This window comes from Carboxydocella thermautotrophica, from assembly GCA_003054495.1.
GTDB lineage: Bacteria > Bacillota.
In genome coordinates this window covers 338,362-363,840 of record CP028514.1, presented here as the reverse complement: position 1 = coordinate 363,840, position 25,479 = coordinate 338,362, and the positions used below count along the sequence as shown (strand labels likewise).

28 protein-coding genes are annotated in these 25,479 nt (G+C 50.7%); all 28 read right to left on the bottom strand.

The features are described 5' to 3' along the window. Nucleotide 1 precedes the first annotated feature (1 nt). The 28 genes from CTH_RS01865 to wecB all read right to left on the bottom strand — a co-directional run bounded on the left by CTH_RS01865 (nt 2) and on the right by wecB (nt 25,477). Nucleotides 2-1,255: a PfkB family carbohydrate kinase gene (locus CTH_RS01865; protein ID WP_318262729.1), complete on the bottom strand. Its 1,254-nt coding sequence runs from the start codon at nt 1,253-1,255 to the stop codon at nt 2-4. A gap of 15 nt (nt 1,256-1,270) precedes the next feature. Further along, nucleotides 1,271-2,371: an ABC transporter ATP-binding protein gene (locus tag CTH_RS01860; protein ID WP_107752848.1), complete on the bottom strand. Its 1,101-nt coding sequence runs from the start codon at nt 2,369-2,371 to the stop codon at nt 1,271-1,273. A 5-nt stretch (nt 2,372-2,376) separates the two neighbouring features. Further along, nucleotides 2,377-4,083, bottom strand: a complete 1,707-nt coding sequence (locus CTH_RS01855) for a glycoside hydrolase family 13 protein (RefSeq protein ID WP_107752846.1) — start codon at nt 4,081-4,083, stop codon at nt 2,377-2,379. 16 nt (nt 4,084-4,099) lie between these two features. Next, entirely contained in the window at nt 4,100-4,930 is an 831-nt protein-coding gene (locus CTH_RS01850; protein WP_200803472.1) for a carbohydrate ABC transporter permease, read from the bottom strand. Between the two features lie 13 nt (nt 4,931-4,943). Further along, a complete protein-coding gene (locus tag CTH_RS01845) occupies nt 4,944-6,254 on the bottom strand; it encodes a carbohydrate ABC transporter permease (RefSeq protein ID WP_079933535.1) in 1,311 nt (436 codons plus the stop codon). A gap of 112 nt (nt 6,255-6,366) precedes the next feature. Beyond that, nucleotides 6,367-7,677, bottom strand: coding sequence for an ABC transporter substrate-binding protein (locus CTH_RS01840; RefSeq protein ID WP_079906664.1), 1,311 nt, complete (start codon nt 7,675-7,677; stop codon nt 6,367-6,369). Between the two features lie 110 nt (nt 7,678-7,787). Next, nucleotides 7,788-8,798: a LacI family DNA-binding transcriptional regulator gene (locus tag CTH_RS01835; RefSeq protein ID WP_107752844.1), complete on the bottom strand. Its 1,011-nt coding sequence runs from the start codon at nt 8,796-8,798 to the stop codon at nt 7,788-7,790. A gap of 47 nt (nt 8,799-8,845) precedes the next feature. Further along, entirely contained in the window at nt 8,846-9,751 is a 906-nt protein-coding gene (locus tag CTH_RS01830) for a SpoIID/LytB domain-containing protein (RefSeq protein WP_107752842.1), read from the bottom strand. Nucleotides 9,752-9,807: 56 nt separating this feature from the next. Next, the gene (locus tag CTH_RS01825; RefSeq protein WP_078665223.1) at nt 9,808-10,341 is read right to left on the bottom strand and encodes a hypothetical protein; all 534 of its coding nucleotides are present in this window, start codon (nt 10,339-10,341) and stop codon (nt 9,808-9,810) included. Between the two features lie 524 nt (nt 10,342-10,865). Beyond that, nucleotides 10,866-11,243: a transposase gene (locus CTH_RS14330; RefSeq protein ID WP_318262728.1), complete on the bottom strand. Its 378-nt coding sequence runs from the start codon at nt 11,241-11,243 to the stop codon at nt 10,866-10,868. Between the two features lie 242 nt (nt 11,244-11,485). Next, a complete protein-coding gene (locus tag CTH_RS14325; protein ID WP_174183019.1) occupies nt 11,486-11,845 on the bottom strand; it encodes a hypothetical protein in 360 nt (119 codons plus the stop codon). A gap of 20 nt (nt 11,846-11,865) precedes the next feature. Further along, a complete protein-coding gene (murA, locus tag CTH_RS01815; RefSeq protein WP_078666113.1) occupies nt 11,866-13,125 on the bottom strand; it encodes a UDP-N-acetylglucosamine 1-carboxyvinyltransferase in 1,260 nt (419 codons plus the stop codon). A 37-nt stretch (nt 13,126-13,162) separates the two neighbouring features. Continuing rightward, nucleotides 13,163-13,948 carry a YwmB family TATA-box binding protein gene (locus CTH_RS01810; RefSeq protein ID WP_107752840.1) on the bottom strand — a complete coding sequence of 262 codons (786 nt, stop codon included), beginning with the start codon at nt 13,946-13,948 and terminating at the stop codon, nt 13,163-13,165. A gap of 77 nt (nt 13,949-14,025) precedes the next feature. Next, nucleotides 14,026-14,325, bottom strand: coding sequence for a DUF1694 domain-containing protein (locus CTH_RS01805; RefSeq protein WP_078666115.1), 300 nt, complete (start codon nt 14,323-14,325; stop codon nt 14,026-14,028). Then, nucleotides 14,255-14,797 (bottom strand): MarR family winged helix-turn-helix transcriptional regulator, encoded by a 543-nt coding sequence (locus CTH_RS01800; RefSeq protein ID WP_078666116.1) that lies wholly within the window; start codon nt 14,795-14,797, stop codon nt 14,255-14,257. Before CTH_RS01800 ends, CTH_RS01805 begins: the two co-directional genes overlap by 71 nt. Further along, nucleotides 14,790-16,280 (bottom strand): DHA2 family efflux MFS transporter permease subunit, encoded by a 1,491-nt coding sequence (locus CTH_RS01795; protein WP_079906803.1) that lies wholly within the window; start codon nt 16,278-16,280, stop codon nt 14,790-14,792. The genes CTH_RS01800 and CTH_RS01795 overlap by 8 nt, the downstream gene beginning before the upstream one ends. Nucleotides 16,281-16,283: 3 nt before the next feature. Then, nucleotides 16,284-16,940: an HlyD family secretion protein gene (locus CTH_RS01790; RefSeq protein WP_078666118.1), complete on the bottom strand. Its 657-nt coding sequence runs from the start codon at nt 16,938-16,940 to the stop codon at nt 16,284-16,286. Nucleotides 16,941-17,020: 80 nt separating this feature from the next. Continuing rightward, complete coding sequence (locus CTH_RS01785) at nt 17,021-17,431, bottom strand: F0F1 ATP synthase subunit epsilon (protein ID WP_079906806.1); 411 nt, start codon at nt 17,429-17,431, stop codon at nt 17,021-17,023. Between the two features lie 14 nt (nt 17,432-17,445). Beyond that, nucleotides 17,446-18,855 carry a F0F1 ATP synthase subunit beta gene (atpD, locus tag CTH_RS01780; protein WP_107752838.1) on the bottom strand — a complete coding sequence of 470 codons (1,410 nt, stop codon included), beginning with the start codon at nt 18,853-18,855 and terminating at the stop codon, nt 17,446-17,448. A 22-nt stretch (nt 18,856-18,877) separates the two neighbouring features. Next, nucleotides 18,878-19,723: an ATP synthase F1 subunit gamma gene (gene atpG, locus CTH_RS01775; RefSeq protein WP_078666121.1), complete on the bottom strand. Its 846-nt coding sequence runs from the start codon at nt 19,721-19,723 to the stop codon at nt 18,878-18,880. A 45-nt stretch (nt 19,724-19,768) separates the two neighbouring features. Next, nucleotides 19,769-21,271, bottom strand: coding sequence for a F0F1 ATP synthase subunit alpha (atpA, locus tag CTH_RS01770; RefSeq protein WP_107752836.1), 1,503 nt, complete (start codon nt 21,269-21,271; stop codon nt 19,769-19,771). A gap of 28 nt (nt 21,272-21,299) precedes the next feature. After that, nucleotides 21,300-21,839: a F0F1 ATP synthase subunit delta gene (locus tag CTH_RS01765; protein WP_078666123.1), complete on the bottom strand. Its 540-nt coding sequence runs from the start codon at nt 21,837-21,839 to the stop codon at nt 21,300-21,302. Further along, on the bottom strand, nt 21,833-22,321 hold the full coding sequence (gene atpF, locus CTH_RS01760) for a F0F1 ATP synthase subunit B (protein WP_078666124.1): 489 nt from the start codon (nt 22,319-22,321) through the stop codon (nt 21,833-21,835). Before atpF ends, CTH_RS01765 begins: the two co-directional genes overlap by 7 nt. A gap of 88 nt (nt 22,322-22,409) precedes the next feature. Then, nucleotides 22,410-22,640 carry an ATP synthase F0 subunit C gene (gene atpE / locus CTH_RS01755; protein ID WP_078666125.1) on the bottom strand — a complete coding sequence of 77 codons (231 nt, stop codon included), beginning with the start codon at nt 22,638-22,640 and terminating at the stop codon, nt 22,410-22,412. Nucleotides 22,641-22,895: 255 nt separating this feature from the next. Further along, the gene (atpB, locus tag CTH_RS01750; protein WP_078666126.1) at nt 22,896-23,570 is read right to left on the bottom strand and encodes a F0F1 ATP synthase subunit A; all 675 of its coding nucleotides are present in this window, start codon (nt 23,568-23,570) and stop codon (nt 22,896-22,898) included. After that, nucleotides 23,560-23,967, bottom strand: a complete 408-nt coding sequence (locus CTH_RS01745; protein WP_107752834.1) for an ATP synthase subunit I — start codon at nt 23,965-23,967, stop codon at nt 23,560-23,562. The genes atpB and CTH_RS01745 overlap by 11 nt, the downstream gene beginning before the upstream one ends. After that, on the bottom strand, nt 23,964-24,191 hold the full coding sequence (locus CTH_RS01740) for an AtpZ/AtpI family protein (RefSeq protein ID WP_107752832.1): 228 nt from the start codon (nt 24,189-24,191) through the stop codon (nt 23,964-23,966). Before CTH_RS01740 ends, CTH_RS01745 begins: the two co-directional genes overlap by 4 nt. Before the next feature lie 134 nt (nt 24,192-24,325). Next, complete coding sequence (wecB, locus tag CTH_RS01735) at nt 24,326-25,477, bottom strand: non-hydrolyzing UDP-N-acetylglucosamine 2-epimerase (protein WP_107752830.1); 1,152 nt, start codon at nt 25,475-25,477, stop codon at nt 24,326-24,328. Between the last annotated feature and the right edge of the window lie 2 nt (nt 25,478-25,479).

Below are 25,479 nucleotides of genomic sequence, written 5' to 3'. Positions count from 1 at the left end.
CTCAACTTTCGCTCCCTGTCTTGCCTTGTAAGAAAGAAGTCAGTGTTTCCAGGGCTTCGGCTGCTTCCGGGCCGTCGGCATACAGAGTTACCTGTTCCCCTGGTCGCACCCCCAGCACCATCACCCCGAGAATACTTTTGGCATCCACCAGTTTATTCTGGTAGCCTATTTTCAATAACGCCTCATATTTTCCGGCTGTTTGGACAAATAGAGCAGCGCTTCTTCCCAGCAGCCCTTCCGGCAGCTCAACAGTCACCTGACGAATGTAGTCTGCACTAGTTACAGGAGCTGCTGCCAGTTCTGCCTCCACCTCCGCCCGGGTGGGTATAGCAGCAATTGCCCCCGGCCGGGTAGTGGTCAGCGCCCCTACCCGGTTGGCAAAGGTCAGGACCTCCTGCCACTCCCCTTCAGTTAGTCCGGACAGTTGCCGTCCGGTTACCAGCATTTCCTCCAGCCGGGTGAGAAAAGCTGCCCAGAAGGCATCTCCAGCCCCGGTGGTATCAATGGCCGTCACCTCAAACCCATTCAGCTGCAGTACCTGCTCCCGGCTGCAGAGCAAGGCGCCTTTCGCCCCCAGGGTTACCACCACCAGACGGGGTCCAGCAGCCAGCAGCTGCTGGCAGGCTGCCTCCCGGTTCTCCCCCGCATGGCCAGAAAGAAACTCCAGCTCTTCTTCACTGACCTTGACCAGGTCAGCCAGTGGCAGGGCTGCCAGAATCCGCTCCCGGGCCATTTCAGCTGAAGGCCAGAGGTTGAGGCGGAGATTGGGATCAAAAGCAACTAACGCCCCCAGCTCTTTAGCCCGTTTTACCGCTGCCAGAGTGGCAGAAGCCGCCGGTTCGTTGATCAGAGTGCCGGAACCGAAGTGAACAATCCGGGCCCGGGCTAACAGGTCCTCCCGGATTTCCTCGGGCCGTAGCAGCATATCGGCACTGGGGCGGCGGTAAAAGAGGAAATCCCGCTCCCCGTCAGCCCGCAGGGAAACAAAGGCCAGGCCGGTGTTGGCCTCCTCGGAAAACAGCATTCCGCTGGTATCAACCCCCAGTTCCGCCAGGGTTTTCTCCAGGAAGCGGCCGAATTCATCAGCTCCCACTTTGCCAATAAAGGCCGCTTTACCCCCCAGTTTGGCAATGCCGGCAGCTACATTGGCGGGAGCTCCTCCGGCTTTTTTACTGAAGGTTTCCACATCCCGCAGGGCCTGCCCGGAAACAGCAGGCACAAAATCTATTAAAGCCTCGCCGATACAAACTATCATTAGCAGTCACCCGCTTTACAAAATCGCTTCTTCGGTTTCTTTATCAAAGGCATGCATTTTGTTCATATCAATGGCCAGCCGTACTTTTTCCCCGGCCCGATACTGGGAACGACCATCCAGGCGGGCGGTAAAGTTATGGGTGCCGGCAGAAAGATAGAGATAAGTTTCAGCCCCCATCAGTTCTACCACATCAATGACCGCTTCCACCTGGCTGTGGGGATATGCTTCCAGCACCACCGCCTCATCGTGAATGTCCTCGGGCCGGATCCCGAAAATTATCCGCTGATTAATATACTTCTGCAATTTTTCCCCTTTCCCCTGGGGCACTGCCAGCTCGAAATTACCGAAATTCAGGGAGACCGTCTCACCTTCCAGTTTAACGGTACATTCCAGGAAATTCATGGCCGGAGAACCGATAAACCCGGCAACAAATTTATTACAGGGATGGTGATAGAGATTTAAAGGTGTATCCACCTGCTGGATCACCCCATCCTTCATCACCACAATGCGGTCACCCATGGTCATCGCTTCCGTCTGGTCATGGGTAACATAAATGATAGTGGACTCCAGCCGCCGGTGCAGTTTGATGATTTCCGTCCGCATCTGCACCCGCAGTTTGGCATCCAGGTTGGAAAGGGGCTCATCCATCAGGAAGACTTTGGGTTCCCGCACAATGGCCCGTCCCATAGCTACCCGCTGTCTCTGTCCGCCGGAGAGGGCTTTGGGCTTGCGGTCCAGCAAATGTTCGATCTGCAAAATGCGGGCTGCCTCTCGCACCCGGCGGTCGATTTCCTCTTTGGGTACATTCCGCAATTTCAATCCAAAAGCCATGTTCTCATAAACATTCATATGGGGATAGAGGGCATAGTTCTGAAATACCATGGCCACATCCCGTTCTTTCGGTGGCAAATGATTGACCAGCCGGTCGTCAATATATAGATTGCCTTCGGAAATTTCCTCCAGACCGGCCACCATGCGCAGGGTAGTGGATTTACCACAACCGGAAGGACCGACAAACACCAGAAATTCCTTATCCTTGATTTCGAGATTGAAATCCTTAACAATGGTTTGCTGGCCATAGCGCTTGTAGATATGTTCAAATCGGACTTTGGCCATCGCCATTACCTCCTGTCTGTGCCATAACTGAACCAGTAAACCCTGGCTTCATACGGACGGAGCCGGAATTCCCTGCTTTCCTCATCGCTTACCGGGTAGCTGGCAATCAGCAATTGCCGCTGGCTAAACCGCTCCAGTTCTGTCGGCATGGTGAAAAGAGGGGTAGCCGCGGAGAAGTTCAGCACCACCAGCAGTTTTTCTTCTCCCATGGTTCTGGTATAAGCATAGATTTGTTCATCTTCAGGCAGCAGCAAGTCATAGGTACCATATACGAAAACCGGCATTTCCTTGCGCAGGCGAATCAAGCGCTTGTAATAGTGAAATACGGAATCGGGGTCCATTAAGGCCTGGGCCACATTGATTTCCCGGTAGTTGGGGTTGACTTTGATCCAGGGCTGACCACCGGTAAAGCCCGCATTTTCACTGGCATCCCACTGCATGGGGGTACGGGCATTATCCCGGCCCTTGGCATGAATCAAGGGCAGAATTTCCTCCGGCTTACTTCCTTTCGCCAGTTCCTCCCGGTACATATTCAGGGTTTCAATATCCCGGTAGTCTTCAATGGAATCGAATTTGACATTGGTCATGCCGATTTCCTGACCCTGATAAATGTAGGGTGTACCCTGCAAAGTGAGCAGGAAAGTGGCCAGCATTTTGGCAGATGGCACCCGATACTCCCCATCATCAGCGAAGCGGGAGACAGAACGGGGCTGGTCATGGTTTTCCAGATAGATACTGTTCCAGCCTTTGCCTTCCAGCTCTTTTTGCCAGGTGGTGATGATTTTTTTCAAGTCCGTCAATTTCCAGGGATAGAGCTCCCACTTCCCTTTAGTGCTATTGGGTGCCATATCCACATCCATGTGCTGGAACTGGAAAACCATATTCAGAGTCCCGCTTTCCTCATGAGTGTATTTGATGGCATCTTCGGGAGTGACAAAGGGTGTTTCCCCCACGGTCATGATATCATAGTGGTCCAGCACTTCCCGTTTCATTTCCTGCAGGAACTCATGAATACGGGGCCCGTTAATGAAATACTCTGTTCCCCACTGGTAGGGGTCATCACTGCGTTTGGGTGCATCTGGCAAACCCGGAACCTTGGAGATGGCATTGATCACATCCATGCGGAACCCGTCAATCCCCTTGTCCAGCCACCATTTCATCATCTCATAGATTTCTGCCCGCAAACGGGGATTTTCCCAGTTTAAATCCGGCTGCTTTCTGGAGAAGAGGTGGAGATAATATTCCCCCGTTGTTTCATCATACTCCCAGGCCGAGCCGCTGAAAAAGGAACGCCAGTTGTTGGGTTCCCGGCCATCCTTGCCTGGCCGCCAGATGTAGTAATCCCGGTAGGGATTATCCCTGGACTTGCGGGATTCGATAAACCAGGGATGTTCATCCGAGGTGTGGTTTACCACCAGGTCCATGATCAGTTTCATCCCCCGCTTATGGACCTCGGCCAGCAGTTCCTCCCAGTCGGCCAGGGTGCCGAATTCCGTCATGATATTCCGATAATCACTGATATCATAGCCATTATCATCATTGGGGGATTTATAAACCGGGCAGAGCCAGATTACATTCACCCCCAGCTCCTGCAGATAATCCAGTTTGGAGATAATTCCCCGCAAATCCCCGATGCCATCCCCATTGCTGTCCATAAAACTGCGGGGATAAATCTGATATACAACCGCTTCTTTCCACCAGGCTTTTTTCATCCGTCCTCTCCTCCCATCATTCTTTAACTGCTCCTGCGGTTAAGCCTGATACAATCCGTTTCTGGAAGATCAATACCATGATTACCAGCGGGACGGTAACCACAATGGAAGCTGCCGCAATCTCACCCCAGGGCATGGTATACTGCCCCTGGAACATGGCAATCCCTACCGGTACCGTTTTCATTGCCTCTTCAGTGTTGATAGTCAGGGCAAAGAGAAATTCATTCCAGGCTGCAATAAAGACCAGGATCGCTGTAGTAAAAATCCCGGGCAAGGCCAGCGGGAAAAAGACTCTGGTTAGAGTCTGCAAGATACTGGCTCCATCCACTTTGGCTGCCTCAGCCAGGTCGTAGGGAATTTTACGGAAGAAAGCAGTCAGGTTCCAGATAGCCAGCGGCAGAGCAAAAGTAGTATAGGGCAAAATCAGCCCCAGATAGCTATTGGTTAGTCCCACCGACTGTAAAAACAGAAAGATGGGAGAGATGGTAGCGATTTGAGGGAACATGGATACCGCCAGCACTATCCCCAGTACGATGGCTTTGCCGCTGAATTTTACCCAGGCAATAGCATAGGCAGCAATTGAGGCGATAACAATACTGACCAGAGTGGTAGTGGAAGCTACTACGAAACTGTTCCAGAGATATCTGCCAAAGGGTCGAGCACTGAAGACCCGGATATAGTTTTCAATGGTGGGATTCTCAATCAGTACATTAAATGCCCTGTCTCCAAACAGTTCACCGGGCGGTTTGATGGAAGCGACTAACTGCCAGAAAAAGGGAAACATAATTACAAACAGGAAACCCACCAGAAAGAGATAAAACAACGGCCCTGCCTTTTTCTGAATCATTTGCTGCCACCCCCTACCTGCCTCGATTATCGCCGATCAGGTCAGCGCCGAGAACTTTGATGAAAATCAAACTGATAATAGCTATACACAGGAAGACTATGACCGAGAGAGCAGAACCAGCCCCGAAATTCATCTGCGCAAACATGGTTTTGTAAGCATAGATGGAAATGGTTTCGGTAGAGTTAGCCGGGCCACCGCCGGTTAGTACATAAATCAGGTCAAAGACCCGGAACGCATCCAGGGTCCGGAACAGGAGCGCTACCAGAATGGTGGATTTCAGCATAGGCAAAGTAATGTAGAAAAATTGCTGGGTTTTGCTGGCCCCCTCTACCTCCGCTGATTCATAGAGAGAGTCAGGAATGGTCTGCAAACCGGCAAATAAGAGTAACGCCATAAAGGGCGTAGTTTTCCACACATCAGCAAAGATAACCGAGAACATAGCCCCCCATTTGGTGGTTAACAACACACTCATATCATTAACCAGGCCAATGGTTTCAAAAAACCTGGCTACGATTCCGTTCTGTCCATCGTACATAAATTTCCACATTAAGGCCGAGATTACTGTGGGAATGGCCCAGGGAATCAGCACTGCTGCCCTGACCAGTCCGCGGCCTTTAAACTGTTTATTGATCAGCAGGGCAATCCACAGGCCCAGCACCAGTTCAATAAATACTGAAACAACCGTAAAGAAAAAGGTATTAAATAGAGCTGCCCAGAGCCGGGGCTCCTTGAAAAAGGTTTTGTAGTAGGTTAGACCGAGATAGTTTGGTTCAATCATAGCTGCCCGCAATCCCTGCAGTGGACCGAGGATTTCCTCGGGTTTTTCGATGGTTTTAGCTTTGCTTAAGGCATCAATTTTTTCCTGCATACTGGCCAGCTGGGTTTTAATCAAGATTGCTTGTTCTTTTTTTACTTCCAGATATTTTAACTGTTCAGGCACAGGCTGAAAATCATAGAGCAGTTTGTCAATCTCTTCATATCTTTTAGCAATTTCTGGATCCCGGTTCAATTCCTTTTGCAAATTTTCCGCTGCTGTTTTCAAATCCGTCAGGGCAGTTAGAGCCTCTCCGGCTGCCTCTGCGCTCTTTTTATTTAACACCCGGATTAGAGCCGGCATGGTTTCCACATATCTTTCCATATCCAGCCCGTAATTGAGATGTACAGCCGTCCGGGCCGGGTCATTGAGGCGAATATCAAACATACTCAGCCAGAAAGAACGCAGCACTGGCCAGATGGCAATAACCGTAATCATCAGGAGTGCAGGCAATACCATCAGATAACCTATCTGTTTTTCCGATAAGCCTTTGCCTTTACCCGGTTTCATCGCATTCACCAACTTCCTGTTTTTTACAACCTTTCAGGTGAGAAAAAAAACCATGAAAACCCGCTGTTGAGGGAGGAGGAAATCCCTCCCTCAACAGCGCTTTCATGGTATTTTATTTGCCAATGGCCTCTTTCATTTTCTTCTCCATGTTCTGAACTGCCTGCTCAGCAGTTTGCTGACCGGCCAGAGCCTTGGAGACTTCGATCTGGATGATTTCAGAAATCTTGGGATAGATGGGGGAACTAGGACGCGGCACAGCTGCACTTACACCATTAATGAAGTCTTTATTGGCGAAGAGCGGGCTGGCTTTTTGCACTTCCGGATCATCATAAACAGGCAACAGAGTAGGAGCAGAACCGCCATAGATAGCAGTGATCTTCTGGCCTTCCGGACCAGTCATGAACTTAACAAACTCCCAGGCTTCCTTGGGATGTTTGGTGTACTTGTTAATACCGGTCATCCAGCCACCCAGGGTAGCAGCAGAACCAGCATCCCCTGCCGGCAGCGGAGCGATAGCCACTTTGTCTACAACTTTGGACTGGGTTTTGTCCTGGGCCAGGGCATACATATAGGGCCAGTTGCGGATGAAAGGTGCCTGTCCTTCAATGAAGGCAGTGTGAGATTCCAGTTCGGTAAAGGTAGTGATATTCCTGGGCACAATGTCAGACTTGACGATTTCCATCATTTTCTTTAAGGCTTTGATGCTATTGGGGTTATTGATGACTACATTGCCATTTTCGTCCAGAATCTTACCACCATAAGCAGCATTGAACTCTACAAAATTACAGACCAGACCTTCATATTGCTTGGCTTGCATCAGGTAGCCAAACTGAGTTCCGCCTTTCCCTTTGTACTGACGAGCTTGAGCGATCAGCTCATCCCAGGTTTTGGGCGGCTGCTTCACGATATCTTTCCGGTAGTAGAGCAAACCGGTATCAATAAACTTGGGCATGGTCCACTGCTGACCATTGTAGTTACCGGCTTCGACAGCACCTTTGATGTACTTACTCATATCAATCTGATCTTTTTCAATAAACCGATCCAGGGGCAAGAGATAGCCAGCTTGAGCGAATTCAGCAGGCCAAATTACGTCCAGGTCAAAAACATCGATTTCAGAAGATTTGGCACTGAACATGGTTACATACTGGTCATGGCTTTGCCCGGTATCAGCCGGCATTTCCCGGAATTCCACATCAATGTTGGGGTATTTCTTTTCGAAGGCCTCGACAATTTTTTCGGTAGCACCGGTGACATCTTTACCCCGAGCGTAAATGAGTTTTACCTTTTCTGCCGGTTGTTCAGTAGCTTGCTTGTTCTCAGTTTTGGGTGCTTCTGCTGCTTGCTTGCCTGTACCGCAGGCAGTGAGAGAAAAAGCCATGACAGCGGCAAGGGCGATACTGGTTACCTTTCTCCACTTCGACATTTCTGCTCCTCCTCCATCTAAATTGATTTTTAAATGAAACTAAACATCACCTTTTTATTTGCCATCTCACCCCCTAATTAGGAAACCGTTTTCCTACACCTTAAAAAAATTTATATTCTACGGCAAGAATTACGTTCTATTATGTGATAGGGCAAGACTGTCTTTGTTTCACTTAATTTTTCTCCTTCAATTAGCTTTACCAGTTTTCTGGCGGCTACCGCCCCGATATCATATATAGGCTGCTTCACTGTGGTCAAAGCCGGTCGGAATACAGGGGCAATAAAAATATCATCAAAACCCATCACCGAAATATCTTCCGGCACTCCTAGCCCATTATCCAGTAGCACTCCGATAGCACCTATCGCCATTTCATCATTGGCAGCAAAAATGGCGGTTGGCAACTCCTCTCTGGCTACTGTCCGCAAAATTTCTTCCATTGCCTTTTTGCCGCTCTCCACCTTGAAGTTCCCCTGTTTGAGCAAGTTGAAGTCAATATTAAGTTTGTGTTCCAGCATTGCCTGCTGATAGCCCAAAAAACGATCCCGTCCGGCACTGTCATCCAGAGGGCCGCTAATCATGCCGATTCGCTTATGTCCCAGGGAAATCAGATAGGAGGTAGCATCATAGGCAGCTCTCACATCATCGATTACTACACAGGGCACATCTTCCCGTTCGGTACAATTGCTGGTAACTACCATAGGAATAGAAGTGCATGCAAAATATTCCTCGTGTTTTTCTGTAACCTGTGTACTCATTTTGATGATACCATCTACCTGTTTTTCCTTTAAAATATTGAGATATTGCAATTCTTTCTCAATCTGCCCGAAAGTGTTGAACAACAGGATATTGTAGCCATACATACTGGCAATTTCCTCAATCCCGGCGATAGCCACCGGGAAAAAGGGGTTAGCAATATCCGGGACCAAAACCCCGATCAGCCTGGTTTTTTTCAGAACCAGACTGCGGGCCAGGGAGTTGGGCTGAAAATTCAATTTATTTACTGCCGCCAGAACCCGGGCCCGGATTTCCGAACTTACCGGTTTGCTGTTATTTAGTACCCGGGAAACGGTAGAAACCGATACTCCCGCCTCTCTGGCAACATCTTTGATCGTTACTGGCATTACCCTCCCCCTTTCTAATTTTATTATAGGAAAACGTTTTCAGAAAGTCAATACAATTTTTTTATTTCTGTCCCTTGGTAATAATGTTGCAATATCCGCTGATAATCCCAGCCCTGCTGGCTCCAGAGATTGGCCCCCCGCTGGCATAGCCCCAGCCCATGGCCATAACCGCTGATTTCCAGCAAACTTACCCCGGCCCTTACCTCCAGCACCCGGAAGCGGGCTGATGGCAGCTGAAAGCGATTACGGATCTCCCTTCCTGCTACCGAACGGTCATTAACCTGAGCCTGCAGCACCGTGCCATGCTGACTGGTACTGAGGACACTGATGGCTGCCGGTACACGCTGACGCTGAGGCGGAAAATCCTGAGCCTCAGTTTTCGGACAGGCTGCTCCTGCCAGGTAGGGAATATCCTGCCCCCGGACTTCAAGCGCTGATTCCGTGCCCAGCCCGCTACAGGATGCATGAAAAAGAGCCTGAATGGGTTTTCCCTGATAGAGAAGTATTTGTCCGGCAGTAGCGCTGACTGCTTCCCGGATTTTCTGATAATAGCGTCCTGCCTGGCTGCGGGGCCATTTGGCCAGTATTTCCTTTTCCTCCAGCCAGGCCATGGTGTGGGTCGGGTCATCACAGAGGACGGCCCCGCCATGGTCATGGGCAAAATCCCCCAGTTCCCCGGCCCGCTGCAGCCTTTCCCAGGCGTAAGTCCGGGCCGCTACCGCCTGGGCTTTTAGAGCCTCCGGGTGAAAAGCCGCCGGCATTTCTGCCCCTACCACACCCACTACATATTCCTCCAGGCTCAGAGTCAACACCTTTTGTTCTCGGTGACTGTAGATTTTGATTTCAGGTCCAGGCAAACCAGGTTCCTGCCTGTACAGCATCCAGCCGATGATAATCGGCAGTAAAAACAGGATAGTGGTCAGTAACAATAAAAAAAGACCGCCTTTGCGCATGTCTTCCCCTCCCGGGAAAATTATATGCGCTTAGCAGCCTGATATTTACCCTGTAATCACTTTTTTAAAAATTTATTTAATTCTTTTTCTGAGATTTTCAATGGATTTTCATCATCTTTTAATTCCCTATAAGTATCAATAAAATCTTTAATATCCGTTGATTTTTCAAATATTAGTTTTAAAGCCTCCGGTATATTTTTCGGTCTATCACCTACCCAGTTTGAAGGCGAAAAAAACGTTATTAGATCTGATTGTTGTGTTGCTTTTTTTAATGCCTTAAATTGCCTTTGCGGCATATGTTTTTTGGCAAACTCCTCAGATACCAGCCCTTTTAAATATAATACTCCGACAGTGCCTGCACTTATCTCTCCGTTTTTTAACTGTTTATCTATACTTTTAATTCCAGTTATTGCTCCTTTAATAAAATTTTCTTTGCCTTTCTTTATTCCTATCTTTAGATCTTTTCTTGCCTTTTTCCCTGCATTAAGGGCTGCTCGATAAATATCGGCATCACTTGCGTATACAGGCGTTAATGTATTAAAAATAATAATTGTTAATAAAAAAAGTATTAATCTTTGACTTTTCTTCATACACACCACTCCCTCAATAAGATTTTAATTTCTACCTTGACAGGCAAAAAAGAGCGCAGCGTATTATAGCCTCATGCGGTGGGTATTTTTTTACGCTGCTGCCATCATCGGCCGTTAAATATCAGTCATCAATAGAATTAGCGATTGTGCATTCCTCTGGCACAGACATATTCTAATCGAGGTATCTTCTTTTTTCAAAGACCAGATTTTTTATTACAGGAAAGCTCCTTTTTTGTAATATATGCTTATTTACAAATAACATATTAACATTATTTTTCTTTTTTTGCAATATATTTTAATGACATGCTTTTTGCAATGTACCCTTTTTCAGAATGAAAATTGCTAAAAATATTATAAATAAATTTTTTTAAACATTATCATTCAGTTGTTTAGCAAGGATAACGGTATCTCTCTTTTTTTAAATCCTAAAAAAGGGCGCACTAATCCCACTAGCCCTAAAATGACTTCTTAATCATCCGGCCTGTAACTTTTTGCCCATATTAGAGATGCTTTTCTTCTCCTTTTTAAGCTACTAGGCTCCGCATCTTCTCTGCCTGATTTTCCCGGATTCGCCCTATCGCCATTGCTAGCATAACACACAGGGCCAGTCCACACCGCAGCTTCATTTTGGCCATGCCCCGAATGGTATGCAGTTCGAATCCAAAGGATACGTCGAGTCTGCTATTTACCCGTTCTACTGCTGTGCGTTTTTTATATTCTTTTTCCCACTTATAACTTGCCCGGTCGATCGGCGTGAATATCCGACGGTCTTCCGCTAGCGGTATACGTATTCCATGACTAACTGAACACTGTTCCATTCCCTGGCACTTGATTCCGTATCGCTTTGCCGGATATAACTTCTTTAGTGTACCTCTGTCTTTTTCAAAACCACCATTACTCATTTCTCGTTGCGTTCCGGTTTCCGGACAATAGCAATATACATTGCCCTTGTAATTGTAGGCCACGTTCTTGTAATTGGTCAGTAGCCTAGTTTTATCCCCATCTCTCCACAAGTTACGTATGTCAATAACAGGCTTTATTCGGTATTTATCCCAGCACTTTGTTATTAGTTTCGTATCATCATAGCCTCTATCTGCCGCCTAGGTTGCGTCTACAATCAGATGCAGTTTGTACCCAAACCATTTCACGATCTTCTCCCATGTCTTACCGTTCTCGTGCACCCCTCTATATTCCTTCCTGCCATAATCCGCTTCTGTATCCCGGCGACCGTCTGTTTCTCCCTTTTGATTTTTGTGTTTGGCAAATGATGAAAACCACAGGTGGATGCCTTTTGCCTATTTTTACAACATTTAGAGGCTGGGGTGAATTTTTCCCTCAGCCTCTTGTTTTGCGCTAAAAACCCTTTTCTATACACTTTTTCTGGGGTAAATTTATTTTCGACCTTTCGCTTATCCCTTGGCCTGTCAGGATTATCTGACAGCGCAATTAGCTCATGACTTTTTTGATAGTTGCGTACAACTAAAAAAAGACCGCCTTTGCGCATGTCTTCCCCTCCCGGGAAAATTATATGCGCAGGCGGTTGATTTTAGCTCCCAGTCTTTGTAACTTTTCCGCAAATCGTTCATAACCCCGGTCAATATGATGTAAATGGATGACTTCCGTTTCCCCCCGGGCCGCCAGCCCGGCCAGGACCAGGGCCGCCCCCGCTCGCAGGTCAGTAGCCTTGACCTGGGTCCCTAACAGCTGCTCCACCCCGCGAACCACTGCGGTCCGACCCTCGATTTTAATATCCGCTCCCATGCGGCGCAGTTCATCTACATGCATAAAGCGATTTTCAAAAACGGTTTCGGTAATCACACTGGTACCCTCAGCCAGAGTCAGCATGGCCATCATCTGGGCCTGCATATCGGTGGGAAACCCGGGATAGGGCAAAGTCTTGATGTCAGTGGCCTTAATGCGGGTCGGGGCTTTTAGCTGCAGCCCCTGGGCCGTCTCCGTGATTTCCGCCCCTGCTTCCTGCAGTTTGGCAATCACCGGCTTGATGTGTTCCACAATCACATTTTCCACTGTTATTTCCCCGCCAGTAATCGCTCCTGCCACCAGAAAGGTGCCGGCTTCAATGCGGTCAGGGATGACAGTATGCCTGGCTCCCTGCAGTTTACTTACACCCTCGATCTTGATCACCGCTGTGCCAGCCCCGCTGATTCTGGCCCCCATGGCATTGAGAAAGAGGGCCAGGTCCACGATTTCAGGTTCTTCCGCAGCGTTTTCAATAATTGTTGTCCCTTCCGCCAGGGTAGCTGCCAGCATGATATTCTCCGTTGCCCCTACACTGGGAAAATCCAGGTAGACGGTATTCCCTTTGAGGCGCTGGCATCTTACTTCCACTTGACCTGGCCCCCAGCTCACTTCTGCCCCCAGTGCCTGAAACCCCTTTAAATGCAAGTCTATGGGGCGACTCCCAATAGCACATCCCCCCGGCAGGGTAAGCCGGGCATAACCCAATCGGGCCAGGAGCGGCCCCATCACCAGAATAGAGGCGCGCATTTGCCGTACATATTCATAGGGTGCTTCTCCCGTTTCCAGCCTGGGAGTCTTGACCACCAGGGTATGAGAATGTCCAACCCAGGCCACTTCCGTCCCCAGCCGGCTTAATACCATCAGCATGGTGCGGACATCAGCCAGCCGGGGAACATCCTCCAGCTGGCAGACCTGGTCAGTCAAGAGGCAAGCGGCCAGGATGGGCAGGACAGCATTTTTGGCGCCTCCTACCCGAACCCGGCCGGATAATGGGGTACCACCGGTTAGCACCAGTCGTTCCACCGGCGCCCCTCCTTCCTCTACTTCTGCATTATTTTTATTAATATTCGGTAGTAATCAAAGGGGTGCCTATTACCAGATAACTGCGCTGTTCCCCGGGCACTGTCCGAACTGCCACATTGAGGTTAACCACCCGGTTGCCCAGGCGCAGGTTATCCTTGAGTTCATTACTGTATCCGGTCCAGCTGACCACTGCCCCTTCTTCATACCCTTCGATTTTTTTACCATCCAGTTCCTTAAAGATAGAGGCAACGATTTCCCGCCCCTGCTGCTGGTCTACTAGCTGGGGCAACCAGCCGGCCACTACCTCGGACACTTTGGCACTACTTGCGATTCTCCTGAAAGCAGCATCCACTGTGAGCCGATCCTGACTTAGTTTATCCAGGTCCCCGAGTTCTTTAATAGTAATAACTGCATAAGTTTCTGCTTCTTGACCGGTTTCCTCCTGGCCTATCCTGGTTTTAACCCCGGCCATGGACTGGATCCAGATTTCCAGTTCCGTTTTTTCCCCCAGCTTGCCAGCCAGGCGCAAACTGCGAAAACCGGTGTCCTCCTGTTTGTCCAGACGCAGGTTCCCTTCCCGATAGGGAAATACCCTTGCTGCCTGCCAGGCCAGTTCCTCCATTTCCGCAAAGGTCATAAATTTTCGGTTCACCCTGGCCCAGCCATTAATGGTGTAGTCCTCAAAGCGCGCCTTGCTCTCCCGAAAAGCCAGAATCAGTTTGTTCTCCCCGCTCAACCCCTGTCCCAGGGTAGGCAGGACTGGGTGTTTTACCAGCCAGACCGCTGCCAATATTAGACCCAGCAGCACCAGAAATCTGCGCATTTGCCTTCCTCCTTCTCCTCAGGAATCCTATTCGTTACTGATAGTGTTCCCGCTAAAAGGAGGATTTAAACATCAATTTAATCCCGTACCACAACTAAACCCGTATCAGGGTGAAAGCCAGGGTCTTCCACCACTACCGGTTCCACCCCTGCCTGCTCTGCCAGCTCCCAGTACTTATATCCTTCCTCCAGCAGCCGGGCCCGCAATAGCATTCTTTTAGCTTCGGGCTGTTGTAGAGCCGCTTTAACGCGGGGGTCAATGCCTTTCGCTTTTACTTCATCATCGGTCAGACGAACCAATACCTGGTCAGGAAACTCCCCCAGATTGAGGGCCAGCTGGACCAGTTCCTGTTGCGCCTGTTTGTCCTCTGTTATCATGAACTTTCACCTCGCCCTTAGTATGAGAAGGGGAGGCAGAAATTAATCCCTGCAGCTTGCGCAGAGCCCGTAAAATTTCTTCCACTTCGGCAGGTGTCAGCTGACTGAGCAAGGCAGACCAGTAGTCGGTTTTGATGGCCTGGATAGTCTCCCCCAGAGCCATGGTTTTTTCCGCCAGGCTGATCCTGACGGTGCGCCGGTCCTGCTCTCCTCTACGCTTGACAACCAGTTCCTGTTTTTCCAGGCGATCTACCAGATCGGAAACAGTGCTTTTAGCCAATCCCAGCTGCTGGCATAATTCCGAAAGGGTCTGTTCCGGCTGCTGGTAGAGGACCCGCAACAATAGTAACTGAGGAACAGTCAAACCCAGGTCTTTAATATGGTTGGAGACAAATTTGCGAAAATGCCCGATAATGCTTTTCAGGAGCAAGTTAATTTCCTCTGCCTGTACAGTTCGCTTTTCTTTACTCACTGATTATCACCTGTTCCTTGCCGGCAGGGGTTTGCCCCTTTTTCAGCCAGAAGGCAAAAAACAGGGCAACACAGCTGATAACAGCCGTCAGTGCCAGTGTATCATTGATAGCTGTAATCAAGGCTTCCTTCTGTACCGAGCCGTAGAGCCAGTATAGATACAGTTCCTGGCCATTAAATTCCGTCACCCGGGCAGCCAGTTCACTGTAATGCAGAGCCTGTCTTCTCTGCATAAATGTGGTGAGAATAGTGATTCCCAGTGAGCCTGCCACCTGGCGCACCACGTTGGAGAGAGCGGAAGCCCGGGCCACCAGCGGCAAAGGTACCGCGTTCATGCCCGCCGTAGAAGCCGGCATCATGGCCAGACCCAGTCCCAGGCCCCGCAGGACCAGCAACCAGGTAATGGTGGTTTGCGGTGTCTCCATCGATAAGTGGGCCAGTTCATAGGTTGCCAGAGCCAGGATGGCCAGGCCTGGTATCACTACTGGTTTTGGTCCAAGGCGGTCCAGGAGTTTACCGCCAATGGGCATCATCAGCCCGGTAGCCACTGCCGACGGAAACATGATAATCCCGGTCTGCATTGCCGTATATCCCCGCAAATTTTGCAAAAATAGTGGCAGTAGAAAAATCCCGCCAAACAAAGCGATATTAGTGATGCTTGCTATCACAATACTCAAGGTAAAAGGCCCTATTTTTAATACCCGCAAGTCCAGCAAAGGGTCACTGTGGGTTAATTCATTAACCGTAAAGAGCAGGAGGAAAAATCCGCCGAAAATCAGTAAAAAGATGTTTTTAATATCATTCCAGTCAATAGAAGCCCCCTCACCCAGAACATAGAGAATAGACACCAAACCCACAGAAGCAAAGAGTACGCCCAGGTAATCAAACTTGCCCACCGGGCGGCGCGGTATCTCCGGTAAGAGGATAAACGAAAAAATCACGGCCACAATCCCGACGGGGATATTGATGGTGAAAATCAGGCGCCAGTCCAGATGCTCGACAATATAGCCGCTCAACGTTGGGCCAATAGCCGGTGCCGCCATGGCGGCAATTCCCCAGATCCCCAGCGCCAACCCCCGCTCCTGCTGGGGAATAACCTGATAGAGGATGCTCATACTGACAGGCATGATCATGCCTCCACCCAGTGCCTGAATAACCCGGGCCACTACCATCGAGGGGTTGCTCCAGGCCAGGCCACAAAAAGCTGAACCCAGAGTAAAGGCTATCAGGGCCCAAATATATACTTTTTTGCTGCCAAACCTGTCGCTTAAATATCCGGTCAGGGGAATAATGGCCCCCATGGTCAGCATATAAGCCGTAAGTACCCACTGAATTTGCTCTGTCCCTACGCCAAACACGGCCATCATCTTGGGAATGGCTATATTGACAATGCTGGTATCCAGGATAGCCATAAATGTTCCCAGCACCAGCACCGCCAGAACCAGCCACTTTCTGCTGTTATCAATCCTTCTACCTGTCACCATTCATCACCTGACCCTGATTTTAACCACAGCACTGGTGCCAGGTATCAATTGTAAATTCTCCAGGTCAGTGAGCTGAATTTTTACCGGCACTTTCTGGGTAACTTTGGTAAAATTGCTGCTGGTCGTCTGGGGTAAAACCGAAAAGGTAGCAGTAGTAGCCTGTCCGATTTCCTGCACCCGTCCGTTGAAAGTCCGCCCGGGGTAAAGGTCGAGAGTAACTTCCACCAGTTGTCCAGGTTTAATCCTGCTTATCTTCGTCTCCTCTATATTAGCCGACACATAGAGTTTATGGGGGTCAACCAGCCAGAAGACAGCCTGTCCTGGTGTTGCCACTTCTCCCTCTGTTCCCTGCTTCCTGATAATAATGCCATCCACCGGTGCGCGCAGCAATGTCTGTTCCGCACTGCTGTCCGGGAGGTTATTCAGTTCCTGCCGGGCCAGCACTTCTCCTTTTACCACTTTCTGGCCCTCGGCAGCCCTAACTTCCGCCAGTTTGGCCACAAGCAGCGGGTATACCTTAACTATGTCTCCGGCTACGCGGGCATCTTCCGTACTGACAAAGTAGGTATTTTCATACCAGTAATAACCGCTGACCCCGGCCAGGACTACAACCATCATCAGAAAAATACTCACCAGCAGTGTTTTTCTATTGGCAGCCATATTCCCACCCCTTAAAATTAGTTCTGACCCGAACTATTTTCCGAAAACAAACCGGCACATACTGTGCCGGTTGTCGATACCTATTCTATTTTACCTGCAACTTTGAGGCGGTTGAGGGCTCGCTTCAAGGCAACCTCAGCCCGCACCATGTCAATGTCAGCTGAGCGTTCAGCCAGACGGCGTTCGGCCCGCTCTTTAGCTGCCAGCGCCCGCTGCACATCGATTTCTTCCGGACGTTCTGCTGCTTCAGCCAGCACCACCGCCCGGTTATCTTTTACCTCCAGGAAGCCGCCACTGATGGCCAGTTTCTGCTCCTGACCACCAGCAGTGTACTTGAGGACACCGATCTGCAAGCTGGTGATCAGGGGAGCGTGGTTGGCCAGAATGCCCAGGTAACCCTCGGCCGCCGGCGCTACCACCATCTCCACTTCCTCGGAAACCACCTTGCGGTCAGGGGTAACCACTTCCAGTTTAATGGTATTCTCGGCCATTTTCCGTCACATCCTTACAGGGTTTTGGCCTTTTCCACGGCTTCTTCAATGGTCCCGACCATATAGAAGGCTGCTTCCGGCAGGTCATCGTGTTTACCTTCAATGATTTCCTTGAAGCCACGGATGGTTTCTTTCAAAGGCACATATTTACCAGGAGTACCGGTGAAGGCTTCAGCCACGAAGAAGGGCTGGGACAGGAAACGTTGAATCTTCCGGGCCCGGGCTACGATCAGCTTGTCTTCTTCGGACAGTTCGTCCATACCCAGAATAGCGATGATGTCCTGCAGTTCCTTATAACGCTGCAGCACCTTCTGCACACCCCGGGCTACCTGATAATGCTCCTGACCTACGATATTGGGGTCCAGAATCCGGGACGTGGAATCCAGCGGGTCCACAGCCGGATAAATCCCCAGCTCGGCAATGGAACGGGACAAAACGGTGGTCGCGTCCAGGTGAGCGAAGGTTGTGGCCGGAGCAGGGTCAGTCAGGTCGTCCGCCGGCACGTAGATAGCCTGGACGGAGGTGATAGACCCTTTAGTGGTAGAGGTAATCCGTTCCTGCAGAGCACCCATTTCGGTGGCCAGAGTGGGCTGGTAACCCACGGCAGAAGGCATCCGGCCTAAGAGAGCGGACACCTCGGAACCGGCCTGGGTGAAACGGAAGATGTTATCGATAAACAGCAACACGTCCTTGCCTTCTTCGTCCCGGAAATATTCAGCCATGGTCAAACCGGTCAGACCTACCCGCAGACGGGCGCCCGGAGGTTCGTTCATCTGACCGAACACCATCACCGTCTTGTCGATAACGCCGGATTCCATCATTTCATGGTAGAGGTCGTTCCCTTCCCGGGTTCGCTCACCTACACCGGCGAAAACGGAGATACCACCGTGTTGCTTGGCAATATTGTTAATCAATTCCATGATCAAAACGGTCTTACCAACACCGGCACCGCCGAAGAGGCCGATCTTACCACCCTTCAGGTAGGGGGCCAGCAGGTCAACGACCTTGATCCCGGTCTCCAGCACTTCCGCCTTGGTGGACTGCTGGGTAAAGGTCGGAGCCGGACGGTGAATGGGATAGTATTTATCGGATTTAACGGGCTCCTTGCCGTCAACCACCTTACCCAGAACATTGAAGAGCCGGCCCTGGGTAACAGGACCTACCGGCACACTGATAGGAGCGCCGGTATCGATGGCCTTCATGCCCCGAACCAGACCGTCGGTGGAAGACATGGCAACACAGCGAGCCACATTGTTCCCCAGGTGCTGGGCAACTTCCAGGGTCAAATCAATATCATAAGCAGTGGGCTTATCCTGGTCGGCACTGCGAATGATAACAGCATTATAAATAGCAGGCAACTTGCCAGGCTCGAATTCCACGTCAACGACGGGACCGATAACCTGCTTGACTTTACCGACGTTCATTCAGCCATTTCCCTCCTTGCGTTTATTCCAGAGCGGCAGCGCCACCCACGATTTCGGAAATCTCCTTGGTAATGGCGGCCTGCCGGGCCCGGTTGTAGTTCAAGGTTAACTTGGCGATCATTTCCTTGGCGTTGTCGGTTGCTGAACCCATAGCAGTCATCCGGGCACCATGTTCTGAAGCCTTGGCTTCCAGCATGGCCCTGAACATGGTGGTATTGAGATACTTGGGCAACAAGGCCGACAGCACGGTTTCCGCATTGGGCTCGTAAATATAGTCGACTTTGGCTCCTTCTTCCGCCGGGGCCTCCACAGGCAAGAGCTTGATGGTTTTCGGTCTCTGGGTCAGAGCGGAGAAAAACTCAGTATAGACGACATAAACTTCATCAAATTCCCCTTTAAGATATAAGTCCACAATGGTCTCCGCAATCAGCTTGGCATCCTGATAGCGAGCCTCTTCCCCCAGACCGGTAAACTCTGCAATGATGGGCACACCAATACGGCGGAAAAAGTCGCGGCCCTTGCGGCCTACGCAAATCAGACTGACATCATTGAAAGCACTGATTTCACTCCGCACTTTCCGGATGATATTGGCATTATATCCACCACACAGACCGCGGTCAGCGGTAACCACCACAAAAGCCACTTTCTTTACTTCCCGTTTTACCATCAGGGGATGGGTGGAGTCCAGAGCCGCGCCGGCCAACCGGCTCAAGGTGCCAGCCAGTTCCCTGGCATAAGGCCGGGCCTGAAACACTTTATCCTGGGCCTTGCGCAGCTTGGCTGCCGCCACCATCTTCATGGCCTTGGTGATCTGTTCTGTGTTCTTGATACTCTTGATGCGTCGTTTAATATCCCGCATGCTGGGCATTCCTGCTGTTCACCACCTTTTTCGTCCCATTCAGACCGGGACAGCTTAGAACATCTTCTTGAACTCGACAATGGCGGCTTTCAGTTTTTCTCTAATCTCATCAGTCAGAGTCTTTTGTTCGCGAATGGCCTCAACGATGTCCGCCTTCTGACTGTGCATGAACTTCAGGAATTCTTCTTCGAACTTCAGGACCCGGGAAGTTTCCACATCATCCAGGTAGCCATTGACGGCAGCGAAGATGGACATAACCTGGTCTTCAACGGCCATGGGCTTATACTGAGGCTGTTTCAACAGTTCAACCAGTTTTTCACCCCGCAGCAGCCGGGCCTGGGTGGCCTTATCCAGGTCAGAACCGAACTGAGCGAATGCAGCCAGCTCCCGGTACTGGGCCAGGTCCAGACGCAGAGTACCGGCAACCTGCTTCATCGCCTTGATCTGAGCGGCACCACCAACCCGTGATACAGAGAGACCGACGTTGATAGCCGGGCGGATACCAGCATAGAACAGGTCGGACTCCAGGAAGATCTGACCGTCAGTGATGGAAATAACGTTGGTCGGAATGTAGGCGGAAACGTCACCAGCCTGGGTTTCGATAATCGGCAGAGCGGTCAGGGAACCGCCACCCAGTTCATCATTCAATTTAGCAGCGCGCTCCAGCAAACGGGAATGCAGGTAGAAAACATCACCCGGATAAGCTTCCCGGCCGGGAGGACGGCGCAGCAAGAGGGACAATTCCCGGTAAGCCACAGCTTGCTTGGACAGGTCATCATAGACGATTAACACATGCTTGCCCTGCTCCATAAACTCTTCACCCATAGCGCAGCCGGCATAGGGAGCAATGTAGAGCATCGGTGCAGGTTCAGAAGCGGTAGCAGCCACAACGATGGTGTAATCCATAGCACCGTGATCTTCCAGTGTCTTGACCACGTTGGCTACAGTGGAAGCTTTTTGTCCAATAGCCACATATATACAGATTACATCGGTATTCTTCTGGTTAATAATAGTATCGATCGCAACTGCAGTTTTACCGGTCTGGCGGTCACCGATGATCAGCTCCCGCTGGCCCCGACCGATGGGGACCATACTATCAATAGCCTTCAAACCGGTTTGCAGAGGCTGATGCACTGATTTACGGGTAATAACACCAGGTGCTACCCGTTCAACTGGACGAGAGCGGTCGGTGACAATGGGGCCTTTGCCATCGATCGGCTGACCCATGGCGTTTACCACCCGGCCAATCAGGGCTTCGCCTACCGGTACTTCAACGATACGGCCGGTTCGCTTAACGGTGTCGCCTTCTTTAATACCAGTGTAAGGACCGAGAATAACGCAACCGATATTATCCTCTTCCAGGTTGAGGGCCATGCCGAAAATGCCGCCTGGGAATTCCAGCAGCTCACCGGCCATACATTCTTCCAGACCATAAACCCGGGCAATACCGTCACCTACCTGAATAACCGTTCCTACATCAGTAACGGCCACATCGGTGCGGTACTGTTCAATCCGTTGTTTAATAATAGAACTGATTTCTTCCGGACGGATAGACATTGTACTCGCTCACCCCTAACTCTTCAACTTATGCTTGCAAAAGAGCTTCCCGGAGGAGCTCCAGCCGCTTGGTTACACTGCCATCGATTACCTTGTCCCCAATGCGTACCACCAGACCACCAATCAGAGCCGGGTCCACCTTGGTGGTAATCCGTACCTGCTTGCCGGTCAATTTGACCAGGCGGGCTTCCAGGGCAGTGAGGTCGGACTGGGACAGCTCCCTGGCCGAGGTAACTTCCACATCCACCAGATTGCGGGCTTCATTGGCCCGTTTCACATACTCATTGTAAATTTCCTTGAGATAGGCTTCCCGCCGCTTGTCCAGTACCACCTTCAGGAAATCCAGGGTCAGGTCGGACACCCGGCCGCCGAAAACCTCATCAACGAGCTTCTTCTTTTCCGCCACAACCACCATCGGGTTGTCCAGGAAACGCTGCAATTCAGGATTCTCTTCCACCGTCTGTACTACCTGGGCCAGCTCCTGCTCCAGGCTGTCGATCAGCCCTTTTTCCAGAGCCAGGCTGAAAAAAGCGGCAGCATAGCGGCGGGCTACTGCCTTGTTTAGCATGGGAGATCCCCTACCTCATCGATGAATTCCTTGACCATTTTTTCATGGTCCTCGACGGTGATGGACTTGCCCACCACCTTGCCGGCCGCCAGCACCGCCAGGTTAGCCACTTCAGCCCGCAGCTGGGCAACAGCTTTGGCTTTTTCGCGAGCGATTTCTTCCTGGGCTGCTTTCAGGGCCTTATCGGCTTCAGCCCTGGCATTGCGCACCAGCTCTTCCCTCATTTCCTCGCCCATGCGCTCAGCCCGGGCGATGATTTCCTGGGATTCCTTCTTGGCCTGAGCCAGTTGTTCAGCATATTCCTGCTTAATCCGTTCGGCTTCGGCCCTTGCCTGCTCAGCCTGTTGCATGGATTCAGAAATGGTTTTCTTTCTTTCCTCCAGCATTTGCAACATCGGTTTATAGAGTAATTTATTTAAAATGGCTAAGAGGACAAAAAAGTTGATAAACGACCAGACAAAGGTCGAGAGATTAAATTCCATTAGCCAATTGCCTCCTTTCAGTGAGGGTCAAGGTACCATTGCAGGCGGAAGGAGGTTAGACCTCCCCCGCCTGCTGAATGTTCTCGCCTTACATTTTGCCAGTAACCAGCATGAGTGCTACTACCAGACCATAGATGGTCAGAGTTTCCATAAATGCCAAGGCGATGAACAACAGGGTCCGGACAGTGCCGGTGACTTCAGGCTGACGAGCGATGGATTCAAAAGCTTTGCCAGCAGCGATACCTTGACCAATACCAGCGCCAACAGCTGCAATACCAACAGCCAGACCAGCGCCGATAGCAATCAGACCTGCTACCATTCCGTTTCCCCCCTTTCCAAGGTGGCTACAAGTTGTATGGAATTATGATTAAGGGATCAGTACGCCGGGTTAGTTCGGTTGTTTATAGGCTTCGTCTGGCTGCGTTGCCACCAGCTCCGAGGTCCTCGACGCACTTCCAGTACGCCTCCGGCCTCTCCGCTGTTGGCACCTTGCCATACTCGCTTCTAAACAGCCTCATTGGTTTATAGGCTTAGGATTACTGCCCAAAGTTCGAACCTCGAACTTCGAACCTCGTTAGTGGTGCTTCTCGGTAGCACCACCGATGTAGCTGGCAGCCAGCAGGGTAAAGACGAAAGCCTGGATAGCCCCTGTCAAAACCCCTAAAAGCTGCATCGGCACGGGAACAATGGCGGGAGCCAAAGCCAGCAAAGTACCTACTACCAGCTCGTGCCCGAAAATATTCCCGTAAAGACGCATGGCCAGCGAGACCGGGCGGACGATTTCTTCGACAATATTCAGTGGCAGCATAAAGGCCATGGGCTGAACAAAATGTTTGAAATAACCGATTCCATGGGTCATCATCCCGAAAATATGGGTAGAAAAGAAAACAATGATTGCCAGAGCCGCCGTGGTACTCAAGGTAGCTGTCGGCGGAATATAGGGCCCTTCATGGCCGGACAACGGCAACAGCCCCACATAGTTCGAGGTTAGGATAAATAGGAAGAATGTGCACAGGAGCGGAAAATAGCGTTTTACCCGTTCCGGGCCCAGCATGCCCTCAAAGAAGTTGTACAACCCTTCTACAAACAGCTCCAGCACATTCTGCAGACCTGATGGTTGTTTTTGCATGTTCCTGGTCCCTAACCAGCTGATCAGGCCCAGTAACGCAATAACTCCCCAGGCTGTTACTGTGTACTTGGTTACTTCCAGGGGGCCGATGTGAAAAAGAGCTTCAGCACTACCGAACATCCTCATCCACCTCCTTTTTCCTGATATTTCTTACCTCTCTAAAATTGAAAAAGAACAAAGGCTTTAGAGCTGCCAGCCCCAGCAAAAAGGCTATCCCAGCCTTGCGACCTCCTGCAGATATCACTCCATAGGTCACCGCTCCCAGGGCTAACCAGCGGAGGGTGTAGGAGAGAAAAACATAAATCTTTACCCAGCCTGCCCCTTTTAAATTCAGGGCCCGGCCTAATGACCACTGCAGAGCCAGCAAATTGAGCCAGCCAGCAAGAAAGCCAAAAAAGAAGCCCAATGCTGCCAACCGCTCTCCGCCTGCAAGTAAGATGACAGCTATCAGGCCTAACAGCAACCCTAAATTGCGTTTACCTTTGCTGTGATAAAGATCGGTTAGCACGGGGATCATTCATCCCCCTTCCGAACGGTGGTCATGGTATCATAGGCTGCTTTAAAACCAGCTGCTATCCCTACTAAGAGCATGACTACCGTCAACCAGGGCTCAGTATGGAGTTTCTTGTCCAGAAAGCGGCCCAGCCAGAAGCCTACCAGTACGCCTCCAGCTATAGTACCGCCAAGAGACATGATCACACCAAGGGCCTTCACATCCTGCCAATTGCCATTTTCAGCCATGCTTTTGCCTCCCGGACGGGTCGGCGCTCGACGAGGGTCCTTTTTTGACCCGATATTACCAAGCAATAATATTCTATGTAATTGCGAAAAATCCTTTTTCCAGACGAAGAAATTTTGGACTTTTTTTTATACAATTATACTGAATAGTCATATTTTGCAGGTTTTTGGTCGGAAAAACCGAAAATCCAGTCAATTGCTTGTTTAATTCGCCGGCATGCCTGCCCGTCACCGTATGGATTGACCGCCTGGGCCATGCGCTGGTACGCCTCCTGAACGGTAAGCAGTTCCTTCACATTGGCATACAACCGCTCCCGGTCAGTACCGACCAGCCGTACTGTCCCTGCCACCACCGCTTCCGGCCGCTCGGTGGTATCCCGCAGGACCAGCACCGGTTTGCCCAGACTGGGAGCTTCCTCCTGCAGCCCCCCGGAATCAGTCAGCACCAGGTAAGACCTGGCCATCAGGTTAATAAAGGGTTCATAATCCAGGGGCTCGACCAGATGAACCCGTTCCACCCCTCCTAATACTTCCTCCACCACCTGACGTACCGCAGGGTTTTTATGGACCGGGAAAACCACTTCCACATCGGAAAATTCCTCCACCAGCTGGCGCAGGGCCAGGTAAACCTGCCGCAAGGGCTCACCCCAGTTTTCTCGCCGGTGGGTAGTCACCAGCAGCACCCGGCGCTGATTGAAGGGGATAGCTGCCAGTTGCTCATCATGGAAGCGATAGTCATCCTTTACCGTCTGCAGCAGGGCATCGATTACCGTGTTACCTGTAACAAAAATCCGTTCCGGCTGTATCCCTTCCCGCAGCAGGTTCTGTTCACTGGTGGCAGTGGGAGCAAAATGCCAGTCGGCAATGGCACCGGCCAGTCGCCGGTTCATCTCCTCCGGAAAGGGAGAGTATTTGTTCCCGGTGCGCAGGCCGGCCTCCACGTGCCCGACAGGAATTTGCTTATAAAAAGCCGCCAGAGCGGCCGCAAAGGTGGTGGTAGTATCCCCATGGACCAGCACCAGATCAGGCTGGGCCTGGGCCAGCACCTCTTCCAGGCCTTTGATGGCCCGGGCGGTAATATCATAGAGAGTCTGCCCGGCCTGCATAATATTCAGGTCAAAGTCCGGCACAATCCCGAACAGCTCCAGTACCTGGTCCAGCATCTCCCGATGCTGGGCCGTTACCGCCACCAGGGGCTGTATCCCTTCCGCTCGGGCCAATTCCTTGACCAGAGGTGCCATCTTAATGGCCTCCGGCCTGGTCCCGAATATTAGCATTACCTTTTTCAAGC